Origin of the sequence: Paraburkholderia agricolaris, assembly GCF_009455635.1 — a bacterium.
Taxonomy (GTDB): domain Bacteria; phylum Pseudomonadota; class Gammaproteobacteria; order Burkholderiales; family Burkholderiaceae; genus Paraburkholderia; species Paraburkholderia agricolaris.
On sequence record NZ_QPER01000002.1, the window covers coordinates 3,122,077 to 3,140,791 of the forward strand.

16 protein-coding genes are annotated in these 18,715 nt (G+C 60.0%); 1 reads left to right on the forward strand and 15 read right to left on the reverse strand.

What is annotated here, in order from left to right:
- Window positions 1-5 precede the first annotated feature (5 nt).
- The 15 genes from GH665_RS35265 to hppD all read right to left on the reverse strand — a co-directional run bounded on the left by GH665_RS35265 (window position 6) and on the right by hppD (window position 17,687).
- Window positions 6-3,524, reverse strand: a complete 3,519-nt coding sequence (locus GH665_RS35265; protein WP_153141674.1) for an indolepyruvate ferredoxin oxidoreductase family protein — start codon at window positions 3,522-3,524, stop codon at window positions 6-8.
- A gap of 48 nt (window positions 3,525-3,572) precedes the next feature.
- Window positions 3,573-4,622 carry a 2Fe-2S iron-sulfur cluster binding domain-containing protein gene (locus GH665_RS35270; protein WP_153141675.1) on the reverse strand — a complete coding sequence of 350 codons (1,050 nt, stop codon included), beginning with the start codon at window positions 4,620-4,622 and terminating at the stop codon, window positions 3,573-3,575.
- A gap of 62 nt (window positions 4,623-4,684) precedes the next feature.
- Window positions 4,685-5,770, reverse strand: coding sequence for a hypothetical protein (locus tag GH665_RS35275; protein WP_174771778.1), 1,086 nt, complete (start codon window positions 5,768-5,770; stop codon window positions 4,685-4,687).
- 114 nt (window positions 5,771-5,884) lie between these two features.
- Window positions 5,885-6,814, reverse strand: a complete 930-nt coding sequence (locus tag GH665_RS35280; protein WP_153141676.1) for a CoA transferase — start codon at window positions 6,812-6,814, stop codon at window positions 5,885-5,887.
- A 1-nt stretch (window position 6,815) separates the two neighbouring features.
- The gene (locus tag GH665_RS35285) at window positions 6,816-8,003 is read right to left on the reverse strand and encodes a CaiB/BaiF CoA transferase family protein (RefSeq protein WP_153141677.1); all 1,188 of its coding nucleotides are present in this window, start codon (window positions 8,001-8,003) and stop codon (window positions 6,816-6,818) included.
- The gene (locus tag GH665_RS35290; RefSeq protein ID WP_153141678.1) at window positions 8,000-9,355 is read right to left on the reverse strand and encodes a phenylacetate--CoA ligase family protein; all 1,356 of its coding nucleotides are present in this window, start codon (window positions 9,353-9,355) and stop codon (window positions 8,000-8,002) included. The genes GH665_RS35285 and GH665_RS35290 overlap by 4 nt, the downstream gene beginning before the upstream one ends.
- Before the next feature lie 22 nt (window positions 9,356-9,377).
- The gene (locus GH665_RS35295) at window positions 9,378-10,532 is read right to left on the reverse strand and encodes an acetyl-CoA acetyltransferase (protein WP_153141679.1); all 1,155 of its coding nucleotides are present in this window, start codon (window positions 10,530-10,532) and stop codon (window positions 9,378-9,380) included.
- Window positions 10,529-10,873, reverse strand: coding sequence for a Zn-ribbon domain-containing OB-fold protein (locus GH665_RS35300; RefSeq protein WP_153141680.1), 345 nt, complete (start codon window positions 10,871-10,873; stop codon window positions 10,529-10,531). The genes GH665_RS35295 and GH665_RS35300 overlap by 4 nt, the downstream gene beginning before the upstream one ends.
- 32 nt (window positions 10,874-10,905) lie before the next feature.
- Window positions 10,906-11,676 carry an enoyl-CoA hydratase/isomerase family protein gene (locus tag GH665_RS35305; protein WP_153141681.1) on the reverse strand — a complete coding sequence of 257 codons (771 nt, stop codon included), beginning with the start codon at window positions 11,674-11,676 and terminating at the stop codon, window positions 10,906-10,908.
- On the reverse strand, window positions 11,676-12,131 hold the full coding sequence (locus GH665_RS35310; protein WP_153141682.1) for a MaoC/PaaZ C-terminal domain-containing protein: 456 nt from the start codon (window positions 12,129-12,131) through the stop codon (window positions 11,676-11,678). Before GH665_RS35310 ends, GH665_RS35305 begins: the two co-directional genes overlap by 1 nt.
- A 188-nt stretch (window positions 12,132-12,319) precedes the next feature.
- A complete protein-coding gene (locus GH665_RS35315) occupies window positions 12,320-13,651 on the reverse strand; it encodes an MFS transporter (protein WP_153142466.1) in 1,332 nt (443 codons plus the stop codon).
- 173 nt (window positions 13,652-13,824) lie between these two features.
- Window positions 13,825-15,225 (reverse strand): FAD-linked oxidase C-terminal domain-containing protein, encoded by a 1,401-nt coding sequence (locus GH665_RS35320; RefSeq protein WP_153141683.1) that lies wholly within the window; start codon window positions 15,223-15,225, stop codon window positions 13,825-13,827.
- Complete coding sequence (locus GH665_RS35325) at window positions 15,222-16,361, reverse strand: homogentisate 1,2-dioxygenase (RefSeq protein WP_153141684.1); 1,140 nt, start codon at window positions 16,359-16,361, stop codon at window positions 15,222-15,224. The genes GH665_RS35320 and GH665_RS35325 overlap by 4 nt, the downstream gene beginning before the upstream one ends.
- Window positions 16,358-16,681 (reverse strand): YciI family protein, encoded by a 324-nt coding sequence (locus GH665_RS35330; protein WP_167531045.1) that lies wholly within the window; start codon window positions 16,679-16,681, stop codon window positions 16,358-16,360. Before GH665_RS35330 ends, GH665_RS35325 begins: the two co-directional genes overlap by 4 nt.
- A 1-nt stretch (window position 16,682) precedes the next feature.
- The gene (hppD, locus tag GH665_RS35335; RefSeq protein ID WP_167531046.1) at window positions 16,683-17,687 is read right to left on the reverse strand and encodes a 4-hydroxyphenylpyruvate dioxygenase; all 1,005 of its coding nucleotides are present in this window, start codon (window positions 17,685-17,687) and stop codon (window positions 16,683-16,685) included.
- A 459-nt stretch (window positions 17,688-18,146) separates the two neighbouring features.
- Here hppD and GH665_RS35340 point away from each other — a divergent pair, with 459 nt between their 5' ends.
- Complete coding sequence (locus GH665_RS35340) at window positions 18,147-18,488, forward strand: MarR family winged helix-turn-helix transcriptional regulator (protein ID WP_281357371.1); 342 nt, start codon at window positions 18,147-18,149, stop codon at window positions 18,486-18,488.
- Window positions 18,489-18,715 lie beyond the last annotated feature (227 nt).

Genomic DNA, 18,715 nt, shown 5'->3' on the forward strand with positions numbered 1-18,715 from the left:
TCAAGTCAAGCCGCCCTTCCCACCTCAACGGCCTCGCCGTGCAATTGCGCCATTTGCGTCTCCAGGGCGCGCTCATAGGCCTCGATGTTGCGCAACTTGACGTGACCGTAGCCGCGCACGCTCGATGCCGCCTGAAGGAGTCTGACGAGGGCCGCGTGGTTGTTCTCATTCAGGGTGGAGAGCGCGAACTCGGCCAGCTTGCTGTACTGTCCGATCAGTTGCCTTTCCCGTCGCCGCTCGGAAGTCATGCCGAAAACATCGAGCGGGCTGCCTCTGAGCGCCCTGCCCTTTGCCAGCACATGGAGCAGCGGCTTGAGCCATGGTCCGAACTCGGCCTTGCGCGGCACGCCCGTGGTCTTGTCCTTCTTTGCGAACATCGGCGGCGCGAGGTGGAATTTGACCTTGAAGTCACCTCCGAATGTATTCCTGAGTTCCCGCGCGAACGACTTTGACGTCAGCAACCTCGCCACTTCATACTCGTCCTTGTAACTCATCAGGCGGTGTAAGTTCGTCGCGACGGCAAGCGTGAGCGGCGTGGACCGTTTGCCGGGCAACAGCGCGCGCTCACGCTCCAGCACACGCCCGACCAGGTGCGTATAAGTCCTCGCATAGCGGCTCGACTGATATTCGCTCAGTTGACGCTCGCAACGGGCAATAACGGCCTCCATCTGCTCCGGGCGATGGAACTCGATCACCTTGGGTTGCGTCTCGCTCAACCGCTCGAGCGATCGGCTGTCGACCGCCGAGAGTCGCCCCGCCGCAAAGGCAAGTTTGTTCTGCTGCACGGAGACACCGTTCAGCTCGATGGCGCGCATCAGTGCGTCGAGCGAAACGGGTATCTTGCCCCGCTGCCAGCAATATCCAAGCAGAAAGACATTGCTGCCGATGCTGTCACCAAGCAGTACAGTTGCAGCGGCATGCGCGTCGATCATCTCAACGCCGCTCTCGCCGACGACGCTCCTGAACTTCGCGGCGATCTCTTCCATTGGCACGATCGCTTCCGCGTCCCGGGTAAATTCGGCGAGCGGCGCGGCATGACTATTCAGGACTATCAAGGTCCGACTCGACCCGACCGTGCCGAGCGCATCCGGCGCCATACCTACCACGCCATCGCACGCAATCAGTAGATCAGACTGCTGCCATTCAATCCGCACCGGATGTAAAACGTGCCCTCGCTGAGCAATGCGCACATGACTGAGGACCGATCCGCCTTTCTGCGCAAGCGCCGTGAAATCCAGCAGCGATACGGCCTTGCCCTCGAGATGGGCCGCCATTGAAATCAGCGCACCCACGGTAATCACGCCGGTCCCGCCGACACCCGCGACGAGGATATGCCATGGACGATCCAGCGCGGGCAGCGCCGGCGTAGGCAGATCTTGCAGCACGGCATGGTCGAGTGCGATCGTTGCCCGGCCTTTGCGCAGCTCACCGCCGGTCACCGAGACGAAGCTCGGGCAGAATCCTTCGGCACACGAATAGTCTTTGTTGCACGACGACTGATCGATCTGGCGCTTCCGGCCGAACTCCGTTTCCCGCGGCACGATCGACATGCAATTGGACTGCACGCCGCAATCGCCGCAGCCTTCGCACACCTCCGCGTTTATCATCAAGCGGCGCGAAGGGTCCGGATAGGTACCACGCTTGCGACGTCGCCGCTTTTCGGCAGCGCAGGTCTGGTCGTAGATCAGAATGGTCGTGCCGGCTACCTCGCGTAACTCGCGTTGCACCGAGTCGAGCTCCCGGCGGTGGCGAACCGGAACATTGGCGGGCAACGTTACGCCGCGATAATTCTCGGGGTAATCCGTAACGACGACCACGCGGCGCGCGCCCTCGGCACTCATCTGCTGCGCGATCTGCGGCACGGTGATCTTCCCGTCGACCGGCTGTCCGCCTGTCATCGCCACCGCGTCGTTGAAGAGAATCTTGTACGTGATGTTGACGTTTGCAGCGATCGCCTGGCGGATTGCCAGATGGCCCGAATGAAAGTACGTGCCCTCCCCCATATTCTGGAAAATGTGGCTCTCGTTCGTGAAGGGCGCGGTACCGAGCCAGTCGACACCCTCGCCGCCCATCTGGATCAGGCCGCTGGTACTGCGATCCATCCACGATGCCATGTAGTGGCACCCCACACCCGCCGTCGCACGGCTGCCTTCGGGTACTTTCGTCGACGAGTTGTGGGGACATCCCGAGCAGAAGTAGGGCAGGCGTTTCAGACCGTCCGCCGCATTCGACTCGACCGGCGCCTTCGCAAACATGCCGCATGGCGCCGCTACCGGCCGACCGAGTCTCGACTCGAGCCAGGCAAAGATTGCGTGTGCAATCAGTGACGGGCGCAATTGGCCCGTCCACGGAATCAGTGGTTCGCCGCGTTCGTCACGGCGCCCGGTGACGGCGGGCCGGTTGCTTGCGTCGGCATTGAACAGCATCTCCTTGACCTGCTGCTCGACGATCCCGACCTTCTCCTCAACCACCAGAATATGGCGCAGGCCACGCGCAAATGAAAGCAGGCGCTGCCGGTCAAGCGGGAACGTCAGGCCGGGTTTGTAGATGCGAATACGGGATACAGCTTCGGCTCCAATGATTGTCTCGGCGTGTGCAAGCACCTCCATGACGTCGTGATGCGCTTTGCCGACCGTGATAATGCCGAGCTCCGCCTCCGGTGCAGGCACGACCAGCTTATCGATGCTGTTCAGCCGGGCAAACGCCGAGACGAGCTTGTGCCGCTGCTCCAGCCGGTTCTCGATCGCCTGGGTCAAAAAGTCGGACGTACGATAGTGGACATCTCGCGCGCCAGCTGCATCCAATGTCTCATTGGCAAACACCGGCCATGGCTGGATCGTCACCGACCGCGCGCTCTCCACCGTCTCCGAAATGGCCTTGAAGGCGACCCAGGTGCCCGAACGGCGCGATAGTTCCCAGCCCCAAAGTCCGAAATACTCGTATTCTTCGACCGACGACGGGTTAACGATAGGAATACCCCATCCGAGCAGCGAATAGTCGCTAGCATTCGGAATCGACGAGGACGTGGCCGCGTGATCGTCCCCGACAATCAGCAGGACGCCACCGTGCGGCGACGAGCCGGCAGCATTGCCATGACGAAGCGCGTCGCCGGCACGGTCGACGCCGGGACCTTTGCCGTACCACATGCCAAACACTCCGACGAACTTACGATCCTGTTCGCCCTCGACTCGCTGCGTTCCCATCATCGCCGTGGCCGCGAGATCTTCGTTCACGCCAGGGACGAACTTTATCGCGTGCTCTTCGAGCCTGTTCTTCGATCGCCAGAGTTCAAAGTCGACGCCCGCTAATGGCGAGCCGCGGTATCCAGTCACGTAGCCAGCCGTGTTGATCCCGCGGCTCTGATCGAAAGCCTGCTGCGAGAACAGCAGCCGGACGAGCGCCTGCGTCCCCGAAAGGAACACGCGCCCACTGCGACGCGTGAGGTTGTCTTGCAACTGATAGTCGAGGTCGATATTCGCGGCGGCCGATGCGTCCCGGTCCACCGTCGCTTCACTGTGGGACATGTTCTGTTTTCCTGAAGAGTTGAGTCCGCGCTCCGTGATCCATGATCCTCAGCCGGCCGGTTCCGGGCAGATCAATGCGAGCTCCGCTGAAACCGGGGTGAAACCGTCGGTCGCAATGTCCGCACTGTTCATTCCCAATTCCTGGCAAGTCTTTGCACATGCTTCAACGAAACCAGGTGCACCGCTGATCACACCACGATGGCCCCGTAACGACGGGTAATGGGCACGTATCCAGTCCGGCGCCAGCACCGGTTGCGTTGAATAGCGGCTCGGCTCGTCGGTGACGAGAATCCGGTAGCCGAAATTCTGATATCGCCGCGCGAGATGTTCGAGGCGATCGAGCGCGAATACCTCGCGCGATTCGCGCACGGACAGAACGAGTACGAACTCGTCGGGGCAGCCCGATCGCAGTTGTGCCTCGAAGATCGCAAGCACCGGCGCAAGCCCGGTCCCGCCGGCAAGCCCAAGTACGGGTCCATTTCCGGCAGGCAGGCGGCACGTGCCGAACGGTCCGCGAATGGTGAGCGCCGCGCCTGGGTCGAGGTCATCGTGGATGAAACCGCTCGCACGCCCTTGCGGATGTCGGGCAACGAACAGTTCCACCAGACCAATGTCACCGGCGAACGGCGCAGCGAGGCTATACATGCGATGCGGCGAGATGCCCGGCAGACAGACTTCGACATAACAGCCCGCGGGCAAAACCGTCGAAACCGGCCGCCGTAGCGCGAGCACCAGGCGCCTGACCCGCGGAGTAAGCGCCACGTTGCTGAGCACTTCAGCATCGAGTTCGCTGATTTCCGAAACGCCTTCACTAGCGATCTGCAAGGTTTCTACGCGCAGCGTGGCGCTCAACGGTCGGGCCTGGCATAGCAGACAGAGCCCCTGCTCTTTCTCCGCATCATTGATCGCAAAGCCGAATGACCAGCCATGGTCAACGGCTCCCTCGAGCACCTTTGCCTTGCAGGTTCCGCAAGATGCGCCGCGACACTGGTGCGGGAGCTTGATTCCCCGCGCCAACGCGCCATCGAGCACGATCTCGTTGGTATCGATCGTGAACGTCACGCCGCTATTCACTTCGGTTACTTCGCAAGTAGCCATTTCAAAGTTCCTCTACCTCGCCAGCATCGAACGATTGCTACACCCACCGGTCACCCGGCGGATCAGAAAATCGGAATGACCTTTTCCGGGTCGTAGACGACTTCCTTGCCGCTAATGCCCACTTCCGGCAGCGCCGGAAATTCGATTCCGTACGGATCCAGATTCGCCTTCATTCGCAGCACGGCGGTACGCCAGTTCTCCACTCTCTCGTCAAGCGTCAACACGCCGAAGCCGGCCGAACGCGCGACTTCTTCGAGTTGCCGTTGCGCCGGAATGAACGTAGGAGGCAGATCCCAGAATTGCGGCGGCGGCTCATGCAGAATGCCGGACAGAAAGACGAAGCCGGCACGCAATTGAATGGTGATCATTTCCTTGTCTTCGTCGGTCAGTTGCGGCAGCAACTTCTGAAGTACCGTCAGACAGATGCCGAGATGGCGCCCTTCGTCTTCGCCGATCCGGCGAAACGCCTCCTTGAAAACGGGAATCGTGGTGTTCTGATACATACCGTGAAAGAGCGTTGACGACGCAACCTCTCCAAACAGGAAAGACGTGAACAGAATCGGCAGCGGATACTTGTCCACCGCCTTGTTGAATCCGGTCCAGTAGCGCGAGCCGTTGTAATACAGCCATTCAACGTTGTTACGCGCCAGCTTGCCCAGCGCGGTTGTGGGCTCATATCCGAGCGGGCCACCCGGCGTCAGAAGTCTGATAGCGCGACCACATACCTCTTCATGGTTCATCTCGTCGCGCACCACCGAGAAGAAGCATTTGCGGACAGGGTCTTCCTCCTTGCTTTCATACGTATGAATCATCGCCCGCGCAAAGACGGTTGGCCCCGAACCGTCGAATACCGACAGCAGCGTGAACCAGTACGCCATTGCGTAGCGTTGGTCGATCGAATAGGAGTCAACGTCGAGCGTGTCCCACGGTAGCCGGTTCGGCGCCCAGCCCGGATCGCGCGCAGCGTCGTAGATGTCGTACAGCTTCGGCGTTTCCACCTTCCACTCGAGCGGGAAGATGTTCTTTGCTTCGATCGTCGGCGCACCGGTCGTGTCGAATAGCAGCTTTTCCGGATCGGGCATTTCGTCAAGCAGCAACGGCGGCGCCGAGCTTGCGTGGAGAAGTTCTTCAGTATTAGCGTTTTCCATAAATGGGCCCCAGTGTTAAAGCGCGGTAACTCAACCGCACATGACATCAGCTTACTTTATTAACCGTCTGGACGGTCAATTAATTTCTCTGGTTTCGAAATTTTTTTGGTACTTCTACGCGACTTGTGTCAGGCAACATGGCGAGTTCAACGAGAGCCTTTCCCAGTTGGCCGCGTCACGCAAAAGCAGTGCCGCCTCAACGACCGCATGGGTATCGGCGCCATCGTGCCGGGTCGCAAACTGATGTCCGGCTAACTGCGGTTTGTCGATCAGATGGCAGAAGCGAATCCAGAACTTCTCCTCTAGCGCCCCGAGCGCAAGCATTGTCTGATTTGCCGCCCAGTACAGTCGGTAGCACGCATAGACGCCACTCAGAAACATTGCCGAGGGATCTTCCGGAACCGCTTCACTAATACGTGAGACGACGTCGAGATCCGCCAGCGCATCGGCGATTCCCACAGTCAGGCACGCACCCGTGCCATGTGCAGCGCGCCCAACCAGCGCGGCGAGAATCTCCGTCTCCGCATGAAGCACACCGCCGGCGATGTCACCTATCGGAAACAGCGGCAAAGGCCGATCGGGCGAAAGGCGAAGCGAAGTGGCCAGCCCGCTCGTCGCCAGAAAGTTCAGGTCGTGCCCTGGCCACGCAGCTCGCTTTCTATCGTGGTAGCCGACAACTGCGCAGTAGACGAGGCCAGGATCACCACGGCGAAGTTCGTCGGGATCGATGCCGAGTCTGGCGAGCGTGCCCGGCAAGAATCCGTCGATGATCACATCAGCAGCCGAGCAAATCGTCCGCGCGGCCGCCAGGTCGTCCGAGCGCTTCAAATCCAGTCTCATGGTTGCGCTGTGCTGATGCAGCCACTGATAAAGCAGCGGCACTCCGAATGGATTAACGAACATGCTGCACGTCGGATCGCCGGCTGGCGGCTCGATGTGCTGCACCTGCGCGCCACGTTTCGCGAGTCTTCGCGCGAGCATCGGTCCCGGCAGGTTGAGACCAAAATTGACCACCCGCAGGCCAGTTAAAGTTTGTGCGGTCATGCTAGTTTTTCTGAATCGTTATCGGCGCTGCGCCGCGTTCAATCAAATCCGCGATCGCCGTCGCATCGAATCCGAGGCCATTCAGAATCGCATGCGTATTTTGTGCAAACTCGGGCGGGGGATGCCGGTAAATTGGCCCGGTACGCGAGAGCTTCACAGGTGAGCCCGTGCCGGTGTATTCGCCGAGGCGAACGATCATTTCCCGATGCTGCGTGTGCGCATGAGTCACAACCTCCGCGGTATTCGCTACTGCGCCACAAGGCACGCCAACGCGCATGAGTTGCTCCGCAAACGAAACGCCGTCCTGATGCGCGAGCAACTCGATGATTGATTCGCGCAGTGCATCACGGTGAGCAAGCCGAAGCGCGTTGGTGAGAAAGCGTGGATCCTCGGCGAGCGCCGCACCTTCTGCAAGCTTCGCGAATTTCTCAAACTGCCTGTCGTTGCCGATTGCGAGGAAGATCGGTGCCCCCGCCGTGGGGAAGAGATCGTACGGACAGATGTTCGGATGCGCATTGCCACTCCGGCCGGACGAGCGTCCCGACAAATAGTAGTTCGGCAGATGCGGATGCATGAGCGAGATGCCCGAGTCGTAGAGCGTGGCTTCGACAAACTGTCCGCGCCCGGACTGCTCGCGCTCGTACAGCGCGAACATGACCGCCAGCGCCGCATTCATACCCGTGACGATGTCGATGACCGGCACGCCCATTCTGAGCGGCTCCGCTCCCGCCCCGCCATTGACGGACATTAACCCCGACATTGCCTGAGCAACGGCGTCGTAGCCGGGCAAGCCGCCGAGCGGGCCGTCGGCGCCGAAGCCCGACACGCGGCAATGGATCAGTCCGGGGAAGCGCTCGGACAAGGTGTCGAAGCCCATCCCCCATTTCTCCAGTGTCCCGGGCTTGAAGTTCTCGACCAGTACATCCGCCTGCTCGAGAAGCGCCATCAGGACTTCACGGGCGGCAGGCTGGGCAAGATCGAGCGAGAGTCCCTGCTTGTTCCGGTTGACGCCGAGAAAATAGGAAGCCGTTTCGCCGGCGAACGGCGGTCCCCAGCCACGCGTTTCATCGCCCTGCGGTGGTTCGACCTTGATGACAGTGGCGCCATGATCGCCGAGCATCTGGGTACAGAACGGCCCACCTAGCACGCGGGATAAGTCGATCACCTTCACTCCAGTCAATGACGTCATGAAAGGTCTCCCGCCGGTTTCGGTCCGCTACGAGTAATGACACGCAGCGCTTTGGATTCATAGCGCGGCAACGTCCCCTCTTCATGACAGACAATCGCGCATGTCAGGCCGAGGCGGGACCTCAGAATCCGACCGACTTCCTGCCTGAGCGCGTCCACGGTCTTTGGGCTGCGATGTTGCCTCTCGACCGCGACCTCGAGCGAATCCAGATGTCCGTGCGTTTTGTCGATATAGATCTGCCACGCCTCTTTGACCGTACCTTCGACGTCCGCAATCACGTCTTCGATCTGCGACGGGTAGACCATTGCCCCACGCACCTTCAGCATGTCGTCCGAGCGGCCGATAATGCGGCCGATGAGTGGAAAACCGCTGCGCCCGCAAGGACAGTCATACGGATGAGCGGAGACGCGCACGAGGTCGTGCGTCCGCCAGCGCACCACCGGCGACGCCTCCTTGTCGAGCGTCGTAATCACAATCTCGCCGACCTCGCCAGGTCCAACGGGAGCGAGCGTCTCGGGATCGAGGATCTCCGTTAGCACCGAGTCATCGTTAATCAGATGCATCTCGTCCTGCTCATGCGAGTACTCGCAGGACACGGCAAGGACAGGGCCGCCTGCTTCGGTCGAGCCATAGATGTTGTGCGCCACGAATCCGGGCGGCATGGCCTCTTCCAGTTGACGCCGGAATGCCGCGGATACCGATTGACCACCGAACAGGCCGACGCGCAGCCGCCAGTCCCGTTTCGGGTCGATGCCCGCTTTCTGCGCCAGTGATACCAGTGTCATCATCCACAACGGCGACATCGTCGTTGCGGTGCACGCGTGATCTCGCAGCCACTGGATCATCAACTCGCCACGGCCAGGACCGATCGGGAAGTTGACTGCGCCGTAGCGCCGCAACGCCTCGTCCATTGACGATCCGCCGATCCACAGCCCGTAGCCGTAGCCCTGATAAACGCGGTCTCCCGGCGCAATACCGGTCGTGCGGAAAATGCGCGCCAGTTGTCGCGCGATAGTTTGCTCCCAGTCGCTGCGGGTAAAACCGAACATCACCGGCAGGCCAGTGGTTCCCGATGTCGCGCAGAAACGGGCAATCCGCTCGGGCGCCACCGTCAGGAACGGAAACGGATAGCGTGAACGCAGGTCTGCCTTGTCGAGCAGAGGCAGCGAGCCAAGTGCTCTTCGGTCAGCCAGATCAAGCGGCGTCATGCCGGCGTCGCAGAAATGCTCGCGCCATGCACCCGTTGCCGCAAGACGAACACCTAGCGCGGTCAGTTTCGAGTTCTGGATCGCCAGCACGTCCTCGCGGGTCGCGAAATCATTTGCGTGCACGGGCGGTTCGATTGTCTCCATTTTTGTCCTTTGCAGATCATCGTTATAGAACTTCCTGGGTGCCGAAAATGGCGGTCGAGTGACTCGACATGTAGCCGCCGGGTGCATGTGCCAATGCGACGTGGGCGTCGCGAACCTGACGGAGTCCGCAGTCACCACGCAACTGCAGCGCGGATTCGATGATTGTGTAGATGCCGAACATGCCGGGATGTCCGAACGAAAGGCCGCCACCGTTGGTATTCATCGGAAACGCCCCGCCCGGTTCACAGCGCCCACCGCCGAGAAATGCCCCGCCCTCGCCCTTCGCACAGAACCCGACGTCTTCGGCGAACACGATCGGCATGATCGTGAACGCGTCGTACAACTGAGTAACATCGACATCATCCGGAGTCAGCCGCGCCTGCTGGAACGCGCGGTGTGCGGAATCCGACGCGCCGGTGCAGACGAGGTTCTCCATCTGGGCGATGCTCCGATGCGTTACTGCCTCGCCTACTCCAAGTACATACACAGGCGGTCGGCGACAGTCTCGCGCGCGCGCGGCAGACGTCACAATCACGACACCAGCGCCATCGGTCACCAGACAACAGTCACGCACCGTCAGCGGACTGGCGACAGTGCGCGAGCCGAGTACGTCCTCCACTGTCAAAGGCGTCTGGTCGAACGCGCGTGAATTGAACTGTGCCCACCTGCGTGCTGCAACCGCGACCTCGGCAAGCTGCTCACGCGTCGTCCCGTACTCATGCATATGGCGTTGCGCGATGAGCGCATAGGCGGCGACGGGACCGGGATAACGATAAGGCATCTCATACGGGCTAGGTTCCGAATGGCTCGCGAACTTGCCTCCCGATGACTTCTGCGTACTGCCATATGCGATCAGCGCAACCTCACACAGGCCTGCCGCGATGGCGGCTTGCGCGTGATTCAGGTGAGCAATGAAGGTGCCGCCACCGACCTGCGTCGAGTCGGTGTAGCGCGGCTTGATATTCAGGTACTCACACAGGCTTAGCGTTGGCATGAACAACTGGAGGCCAGCGGCAAACACGCCATCGATTTCGCTTAGCAGGACGCCACTGTCGGCAAGAGCATCGGCTACGGCAAGCGCCATCGCGTCGACTGGAGAGCTCTCAGGCGGAAGTGTCGCCACTGTACACATGCCGACTCCGACGATTGCGGTCGAACCACGCAAGGTTGTACTCATTGCACGGGCCTGAAAATGATTCGTGGCACGCCGGCCAATTCGTCATACGCGGCTTCAACAGACTGACCGATTACGATCTCGCCGGGTTTGTCCGAGATCACCGTGGACATCATCCGGAAGCCCTCTTCGAGGGTAATGAGGGCAACGTTGAACGGCGCTTCCCCTTTCGGCTGCATCACGGTAATCGAGTACACGACGCCGCGGCCACTGCTGCGCCGCCATTCGAGCGCCTCGCGTAGGCCAGATGGACCCACCTCGCGCGGGAAGAACACCGGTACCCCGGCATGCCGGTCGAACTGATAGAGCAGCGTGCCTTCGCGTAGTCCGTTGAGATAAGTCATTCTTGCTGATTCACCCGTTCGCGTTTCCACGCTCAGTTCCCTATGAACCGCGGGGCACGCTTTTCCTGAAACGCTCTGACGCCTTCCCTGCCATCAGACCCGTTGATCGCCTCGTGCTGGGATACCGCTTCGAGTTCCGCCATATCGGTATACGAATCGCCAGAATCGAGTATTCGCTTGCTCAAACCGAAGGCGCGGGTGGGCCCGTGCGCAATATCGCGCGCTAGTTTCGCCGTCACCGCGTGAAGTTCTTCGGCGCCGCAACTTCGATTGATCAGCCCGAGCTCAGCGGCTTGCCTGCCGCTGAGCATCCTGCCAGTCATGATCAACTCGGCAGCGCGGTGCCGGCCGAGTCGCTCGCGCAAGTAGTAGTGAGCGCCGGAGTCAGGCAGTAAGCCGATCTTCCGGAAAGGGCTTCCAAAAATTGCGTTGTCGGCCGCAATCGTGAGGTCACAGGCAAGCGCCAATCCAAATCCAAAGCCTAGTGCCGGTCCCGCAACCGAGGCGATAGTAGGCACTTCGCATTCACGTACGACTTTAAGCGCGGGATTGATTTCACGGGCAAGAAGCTCGTACGTGTCGTCCTCGTCAAGATTGACGCCTTTCAGATCGCGACCGGCGCAGAAGGCATCGCCCACACCCGTGATGAGAATGCAGCGCGCTCCCGCGCTCGCCGCGCGCCGCACTGCTACACCGACCTCGACCATCTCCGGTATCGACAGGCTGTTTTTAGTTTCGGGTTTATCCAGGGTGATCGTGGCGACACCGGCTTCAACCCGACAGCGAACCGCATTGGGACCCATTAATTGTTCCCTCCCCGGCAACTCATCAGGATCTGCATGTCGCTAGCAATCAGTTGCGCACCGTTCTGGTTGAATACGTTCCAGCCAAGTTTCACGACACCATCACGGCCGCTACGCTTGTCGGTCTTCGCCAGCACTTCACTGCGCAAATGAACCGTGTCGCCGATGAAGGTCGGCGCGGTAAAGCGCAGCGTGTCACTGCCGTAATTCGCTACGACCGCAGGTGCATCGGCCGGAACACCAAGGCCTGCGGCGATAGCGTGAACCAGCAAGCCCGGCGCAATCCGCTGACCAAATTGCGTCTGCGCAGCGTAGTGCGCGTTTGTGTGCAGCACATACCAGTCGCCGGTCAACGCACACCATTGCACGATGTCGGATTCGGTTACCGTCCTTCCCCGCGACGTGTACTGCTCACCAACCTCGATTTCGTCGTAAAACTTATCCAGAAAGTTCATTGAATCCCCCCATCTTGTGGACGAGTATAGAATTACCCGTCCGGACGGTCAATTAAAAGATGAAGCTACTCACAGAATTTTTTCGATCCCTTCAAACCTCTGCTTTCCCCCACCGGACCATTACAGTCGATGCAATCTTTCAGTCCGGTAAGAAGCGGCCAGGTCAAGCCGAATGCCCGTTCAAGATGTCAGGCGACAACATCTCTGAATACATGGACCGCGTCGTGCCGGTGGTACGCAAGAATGAGCAGTCCGCCGAAGAACAACCCGGCGGCAATCGAATAAATCCCGATTGCCGTGCTATGCGTCAGGTCTCGCGTGAGCCCGATGAAATATGGGCTGGCGAAGCTGCCGAGGCTGCCCATCGCCGTGACCATTGCAACACCGACTGCAGCCGCCCGGCCTGAAAGACGCGCAACCGGCAAGCTCCAGAACGGCGGAGTCGAACAGAGAATGCCGGAGGCGCACAACGTCAAGCCAACCAGCGAGATGACAGTGTCATGCTCAAAACGCACGGCGAGAGCCAGACCCATGGCGGCGATCAGCATCGGCAGCGCAACATGCCAGCGTCGCTCGCCGGTGCGGTCGGAGTGTCGACAATTGAAAAACATGGCGACGATCGCCACGAGGTAAGGAACTGCGGTCAGCAGACCAATCTGCGTTAGACTCCGCACGCCCGTGGCCTGCACCAGCGTAGGCATCCATAGACCCACGCCGGTAATGCCCGCGCACAACATGAAAAAAACCACGATCAATAACCAGAGTTGGGGATCGGCCAGCGCGCGCATCTCTGATCCGCTTGCATGAGCAACTACCGCAAGTTCTGCCTTGACCGCCATTCTCTCCTCGGGACTCAGCCAGCCAGCGTGATCGGGTGAATCGACCATGAACCGCCATACGATCAGTCCCATCAGCACGGACGGCAGGCCCTCGCTGATGAACAGCCACTGCCAGCCGCTTAACCCGTACGCACCGTGAAAGGTTTGCATCAGCCAGCCTGAGACCGGTCCGCCCACAATGCCCGAGACCGCCACTGCGCTATAAAAGATCGCTACAACGCGTGCGCGCCGGGAAGCTGGGAACCATTGGCTCAGATAGAGGATTGCACCGGGAACAAGACCGGCCTCAGCAACCCCGAGCAATAGTCTCAACACATAAAACGAAACCGGCCCGCGGGTGACGAACATTAACGCTGAAATAAGCCCCCAGCTAATCATGATGCGAGCAATCCAGCGGCGCGCACCGAGCTTATGGAGAAGAATGTTACTGGGCACTTCGAAGAGAATATAACCAAGAAAGAAAATGCTCGCGCCAAGCCCAAATACCGAATCACTAAAATTAAGCTCCTGCTGCATCTGGAGCTTCGCAAATCCGATGTTCTGGCGATCGAGATAGGACACCACATAGCTGAGGAAGAGGATGGGCAGCAGCCGATATGCGATCTTCCGATACGTCGCGTCAAGCGGCTGTGAAGCGGGCGACTGAGGTGTCGCCGCATATTGCAAGCTATTCTGGTTCATCATGTCTCCTGTTATGCCGATCCGGATTTCGGGAAATTCCGGATGTCGGCCAAGGTGCGCTCCAACTGGAGCTTTGCGACGGGTCTGTGCCCGCCTGCTGATCTGGCTCCGCTTAGCCAGCTTCTGCGATCCGCTTTGCGCCTGACCGGATTCTCGACTGCGTCAGCGAAGCCCTAAGATGTGGCCGCGTCGAATGGCTCGCCGGTGATTTTTCCCGGATTCATGATTCCGGCCGGATCGAACGCACGTTTGACGGTGCAATGCAGAGCGAACGCGTTGCCCGCCTCCTGGCGCAGGAAATCAATCTTGCCGTAGCCAATTCCATGTTCGCCCGTGCACGTTCCTCCGCACGCAAGCGCTCGTTCGATCATGCGTCGATTGACCTGCCCCACGCGTCGCATCTCGTCTGCGCAATCAGGGTTCACCACGAAGCACAGATGGAAATTGCCGTCACCCACATGGCCGCAGATCGGCGCAATCAGGTCGGCCTGCAGCACGTCCTCTTTGGCTGCCTGAATATTGGCCGCCAGTTGTGAGATCGGCACACAGACGTCGGTTGGCAGACCCTGCGATCCGGGACGCAATGCCAGGTTCGCCCACCAGATATCGTGACGCGCCTTCCACAGGCGCGAGCGATCCTCAGGACGCTCAGCCCATTCAAAATTGCACCCGCCATTTGCGTCGGCGATATCCTTGACCAGTTCGATCTGGTCCTGGACAGCGCCGCGGCTGCCATGAAATTCGAAGATCAGGGTCGGCGCGACGCTCAGCGCCAGCTTCGAGTAGCGATTGACCGCTTCGACCTGGGTGTCGTCGAGTAGCTCCACCCGGCCGATCGGAACACCGGCCTGCACGGTTTGAATGACAGCCTGAACCGCTTGCGACAACTCCGGAAAACTACACGTTGCAACAGCAATATGTTCAGGGATTGCGTGCAGCTTCAACGTGACGGCTGTCACGATTCCCAATGTGCCTTCCGAACCGACGAACAGATGCGTCAGGTCATAACCGGCGGCGGACTTGCGCGCCCGAGTGCCGGTATGTACGAGACTTCCGTCGGGAAGAACGATCTCCAGATTCAGGACCTGTTCGCGCATCGTGCCGTAGCGCACGGCGTTCGTGCCCGACGCCCGCGTCGACACCATCCCACCAATCGAGGCGTCGGCGCCTGGGTCGATTGGAAAATGCAGACCTGTGCCGTGTAATTGCGCATTCAGTTCTTTGCGGGTGACGCCCGCCTCGACCGTCGCATCCAGATCGTCGACGCGGATCGCCCGGACCGCGCGCAGCTGGGATGTATCGACACATATGCCGCCGTGCAAGGCAGCCACGTGCCCTTCGCATGACGTCCCGGTGCCGAATGGGATGATAGGAACATGAAGATCCGCACACACGCGCACGATCTGCTGCACTTCCTCGACGACGTTTGGAAACACGACGGCGTCCGGCGCCCTGACCGGATGGAAGGTCGTGTCCTTGCCATGCTGCTCGCGAACCGCCGCGGACAGACTCAGCCGATCGCCGAATGATGGCTTCAGCCGCTCAATAGCGGCGCTGACGTCGCCATATCTCATGATTCGATATCCTCAGTAAATTCAAGCCACGATTCGACGTGACCGGCAAGTTCGCACCCCGTGAGTCCTTTTGCCAGATCAAGCGGATCCCGCGCGTCGATATTGATAGCGACTTCCTCGATCCTGGTGCGTGGATTCGACCGACTCGTTTTATAGGGCCCCGGATGCGGACCATGAGGAAAGCCGCTCGGATGGAATGTCATTGCGCCCGGTCCCATGCCTGAGCGGCTAAAGAACTGACCGGCGTGCAGAAAGAGCAGTTCGTCATAGTCGTCGTTCGAATGGAAGAACGGGACTTTCAGTGCGCCTGGGTCGGTCTCCGCTGGACGGGGGCAGAACGTGCAGACAGCAAAGCGGTCCGTGACAAACGTCGAATGTGCAGACGGCGGCAGGTGATACCGGTCGCTGCTCACCGGCCGGATATCGCGCCAGTTCAGGCGGATAGGCACCAGTGTGCCTTTCCAGCCGACCGCATCGAGCGGGTTGAAGCCGAACGTGATCGTGGAAAGCCGCTGACGCGCCTTCACGCGTACGCTGGTCGGCTGTACGCTCTGTTGAGCCAGAAATGACCCATCAATCTGAGGCACGTCCAGCACCGCAGGATCGAATAGCGCATGCTCGCCCAGCAGACCGCGATCCGGTAGCCGATAAGCGGCGCCAGTGGCCTCGAGCAGGAGAATAAAGCTGGGGCCGTGGGGCTCGAGTCGCCACATGGTGCCGCGCGGCAGCACAAAGTAGTCGCCCTCGCCCAAGGTTATATGGCCGTAGTCACAATACAGGTCGCCACCGCCCGCGTGTACGAAGAAAAGTTCGTCGCCATCGGCGTTGCGGACGAGATAGGGCATTGGTTCAACCGGCTTCCAGACCCGTAGCTGCAGGTGCGCATTGGACGCAACGAGCGGCGCCTCGAGCGGACACTGGCCAGGGCCGAGTTGATTCAGATCGAACGCTCGTGGTCGATGAGCGCCCTCCCAGTGTGTCCAGGCAGTCGGCGGATGCCGATGGTAGAAATGGGTCGCCTGTCCGCCGAAGCCCTCCCTGCCGACCTCGCGCTCGTAGGTACCGTCGGGCAGATCGGCGTGGGCCTGGCGGCTGAAGTTGCCGGCGCGCAAAGGAATCTGGGGAGCGCGACTCATTGACATTTCTCCAGTTCGCGCTCGAGTACCGCGCGCGTGTAGGGCGGTGTCATTTGCACCAGGGGGTTGACCGTGATGGTGTCGAACAGACCCGCGCTGCAATACGGCTCGCTTGCGATGAAGCGCCGCACCTCCGTCTCGCTGTCGACATCCAGCGCCACCACCATCCCGGCCGCCTGCGTACCGTCGGCGCTGAGAATGGCGGAACCGAACACCGTGACCGGAAGCCAGTCGAGCATGTAGTGAATATGAGCGCGCCGGATGGGCAGGCGATCCGCCGCACCACCGGGGCGATACAGGCAATGGATCAGAAAGGACATGTCAAACGGACTCCCCTCGCTGTTCACGTTTGATTGCTTCGAAAAGCGCCTTTGCATTGCCCTCGCCGAACGACGTGTCGCCTTTACGCTGGATCGCCTCGAAGAAGATCGGCCCCACCATCTTTCGTGTGAATATCTGCAGCAACAGGCGCGCAGTGGCGTGCGGGTTTTCACCGGTATTGGCGCCGTCAAGCAACATGTTGAGGCGTTGCAGACGTTCAATATCCTCACCATGTCCGGGGACGCGCTCATCGAGCGCCGTGTAGTAACTGGCCGGCGCCGGAAGGAATTCAATCCCTTCTTTCGTCAGACGCTCGACTGTCTCGTACAGGTCGCCGCTGCTAAGCGCCACATGCTGGATGCCCTCGCCGTGGTACTCGTCGATGAACGCCTGAATCTGTGAGCTTGCGCCCATCGGCTCGATCACCGTCACGCAGGCGGCGCTGTCCGGCGCGCGCACGGCAATCGTGTCGAAGCCGTTTTCCCTGTCGCCGGCGACGAACTTGAATACTTCCTCAAAGCCGAAAATGCGCCGGTAAAAGTTCACCCATTCAGCCATGTGGCCCGGATGGACGCAGTGCGTAACGTGATCGATACGCAGAAACGGCGCGACGGGTTCGTGGACCGGTTCGAAGTCAAATTGCGACTTCAGTTCGTTAAGCGTCGCCATGTCGACCAGGTAGAGCGCGCTGTCGCCGATACCTTGCAATGCAACACGCGGGAGCAGCGAATGCGCCGCGAGCATGGCTGGATCGGCGCCGTGTGCACGCGCAACGTCTATTGATTCGTCGCTGCGCTCTACGAGGAAACCCATCCCCGCGCACGAGGGACCGTGCACCGCAGCAAATCGTTCTCCGTGCGAACCGGGCTCGCCGTTGACGATGATGCTGACTCCACCTTGCCGTAGCCAGGTGATGCGTTGACTGCGATGTCGTCCCGCTGCGCTGAAGCCCAGGCGGCCGAACGTTGCGATCAGCGCCTCCGGTTCCATACTTGCAAATTCCATGAATGCCGTGTCAATGACACGTACGCACCGACTCTCTGCCATATCTGCTCCTCCATTCGCGTGCGCCCGACGTGTAACGTCCGGCACGACGACAGCTGCTCGGCAACGGATGTGCCAACGCGACCGCGCCTCCTATTTTTCAATCTCTCCCAACTCCACTGAGAGCGTCATCGAATTCTAGGCATAATTATTTTCAAATGCAATTAATTTCATTATGAAATTAATTTTCCGCGATGGTCAGCCACCTGCGGAGCCATCCCTTCGAAGTTGACGGGAAAAGCACAATTTTTTGTTTCGTCGTGAAATAATTACACCTTCGACCACCCACCGCGACGCCCCGAGCGCATGACAACAGTGCCCGTCCAACTTCACCTAGATTCGTGGCTGCCTTATCGCCTTTCATTCGTCGTCAACCACGTCAGTGCGCGCCTGCATACCTTCTGCTACGAGCACTTTGGCATGTCAGCGGCCGCCTGGCGAGTCATGGCTCACCTCGGTGACGACGCTCAACCCATGTCAGCCAAAGACGTGGCAGAGCGAGCGGCAATGGATAGTGTGAGCGTCACACGGGCACTCAATCAACTCGAAGAACTGGGACTGCTGATTCGCAGAATCGACACGGAAGACCGCCGCCGCGTGACGCTGCGCCTCAGCAAAAAAGGCCGTACGGTCTATGAGGAAATCGTCCCGGTGGCGGTCCAGGTCGAACAGGAACTGCTAGCGGGTTTTTCCAAAGACGAACAGGCTGCATTGGCCTCGCTCTCGCTGCGCTTGTGGCAAAACGCCAGCAACGTCGAGTGAGTTCCGCGTCGCATCCTGCCGCTTCGCAGGTCACGTCACGACACTGCGCCCTGGGTTTAACCTAATAATTTCATATTGAAATAATTTATTTTTGCATTTATTCTGCGATCCTGTTGGTTACGCGTGCCAACGTCGACCTGATCGCGAGCGCGTTGCGCACGATCCAAGCGCCGGAAGAATTCGGAACGCGCAAGGCCGTCAGCCAAAACAGCCGTCGAAAAGGAGAT

Excerpts from the sequence above, each read along its gene's own strand:
- GH665_RS35280 (WP_153141676.1), bottom strand. The coding sequence starts at position 6,814 with ATGACCGCACAAACTTTAACTGGCCTGCGGGTGGTCAATTTTGGTCTC.
- GH665_RS35305 (WP_153141681.1), bottom strand. The coding sequence starts at position 11,676 with ATGGGTCCCAATGCGGTTCGCTGTCGGGTTGAAGCCGGTGTCGCCACG.
- hppD (WP_167531046.1), bottom strand. The coding sequence starts at position 17,687 with ATGGAATTTGCAAGTATGGAACCGGAGGCGCTGATCGCAACGTTCGGC.
- GH665_RS35320 (WP_153141683.1), bottom strand. The coding sequence starts at position 15,225 with ATGAGATATGGCGACGTCAGCGCCGCTATTGAGCGGCTGAAGCCATCA.
- GH665_RS35300 (WP_153141680.1), bottom strand. The coding sequence starts at position 10,873 with ATGACTTATCTCAACGGACTACGCGAAGGCACGCTGCTCTATCAGTTC.
- GH665_RS35310 (WP_153141682.1), bottom strand. The coding sequence starts at position 12,131 with ATGAACTTTCTGGATAAGTTTTACGACGAAATCGAGGTTGGTGAGCAG.
- GH665_RS35340 (WP_281357371.1), top strand. The coding sequence starts at position 18,147 with ATGTCAGCGGCCGCCTGGCGAGTCATGGCTCACCTCGGTGACGACGCT.
- GH665_RS35265 (WP_153141674.1), bottom strand. The coding sequence starts at position 3,524 with ATGTCCCACAGTGAAGCGACGGTGGACCGGGACGCATCGGCCGCCGCG.
- GH665_RS35270 (WP_153141675.1), bottom strand. The coding sequence starts at position 4,622 with ATGGCTACTTGCGAAGTAACCGAAGTGAATAGCGGCGTGACGTTCACG.
- GH665_RS35315 (WP_153142466.1), bottom strand. The coding sequence starts at position 13,651 with ATGAACCAGAATAGCTTGCAATATGCGGCGACACCTCAGTCGCCCGCT.
- GH665_RS35330 (WP_167531045.1), bottom strand. The coding sequence starts at position 16,681 with ATGTCCTTTCTGATCCATTGCCTGTATCGCCCCGGTGGTGCGGCGGAT.
- GH665_RS35290 (WP_153141678.1), bottom strand. The coding sequence starts at position 9,355 with ATGGAGACAATCGAACCGCCCGTGCACGCAAATGATTTCGCGACCCGC.
- GH665_RS35285 (WP_153141677.1), bottom strand. The coding sequence starts at position 8,003 with ATGACGTCATTGACTGGAGTGAAGGTGATCGACTTATCCCGCGTGCTA.
- GH665_RS35325 (WP_153141684.1), bottom strand. The coding sequence starts at position 16,361 with ATGAGTCGCGCTCCCCAGATTCCTTTGCGCGCCGGCAACTTCAGCCGC.
- GH665_RS35295 (WP_153141679.1), bottom strand. The coding sequence starts at position 10,532 with ATGAGTACAACCTTGCGTGGTTCGACCGCAATCGTCGGAGTCGGCATG.
- GH665_RS35275 (WP_174771778.1), bottom strand. The coding sequence starts at position 5,770 with ATGGAAAACGCTAATACTGAAGAACTTCTCCACGCAAGCTCGGCGCCG.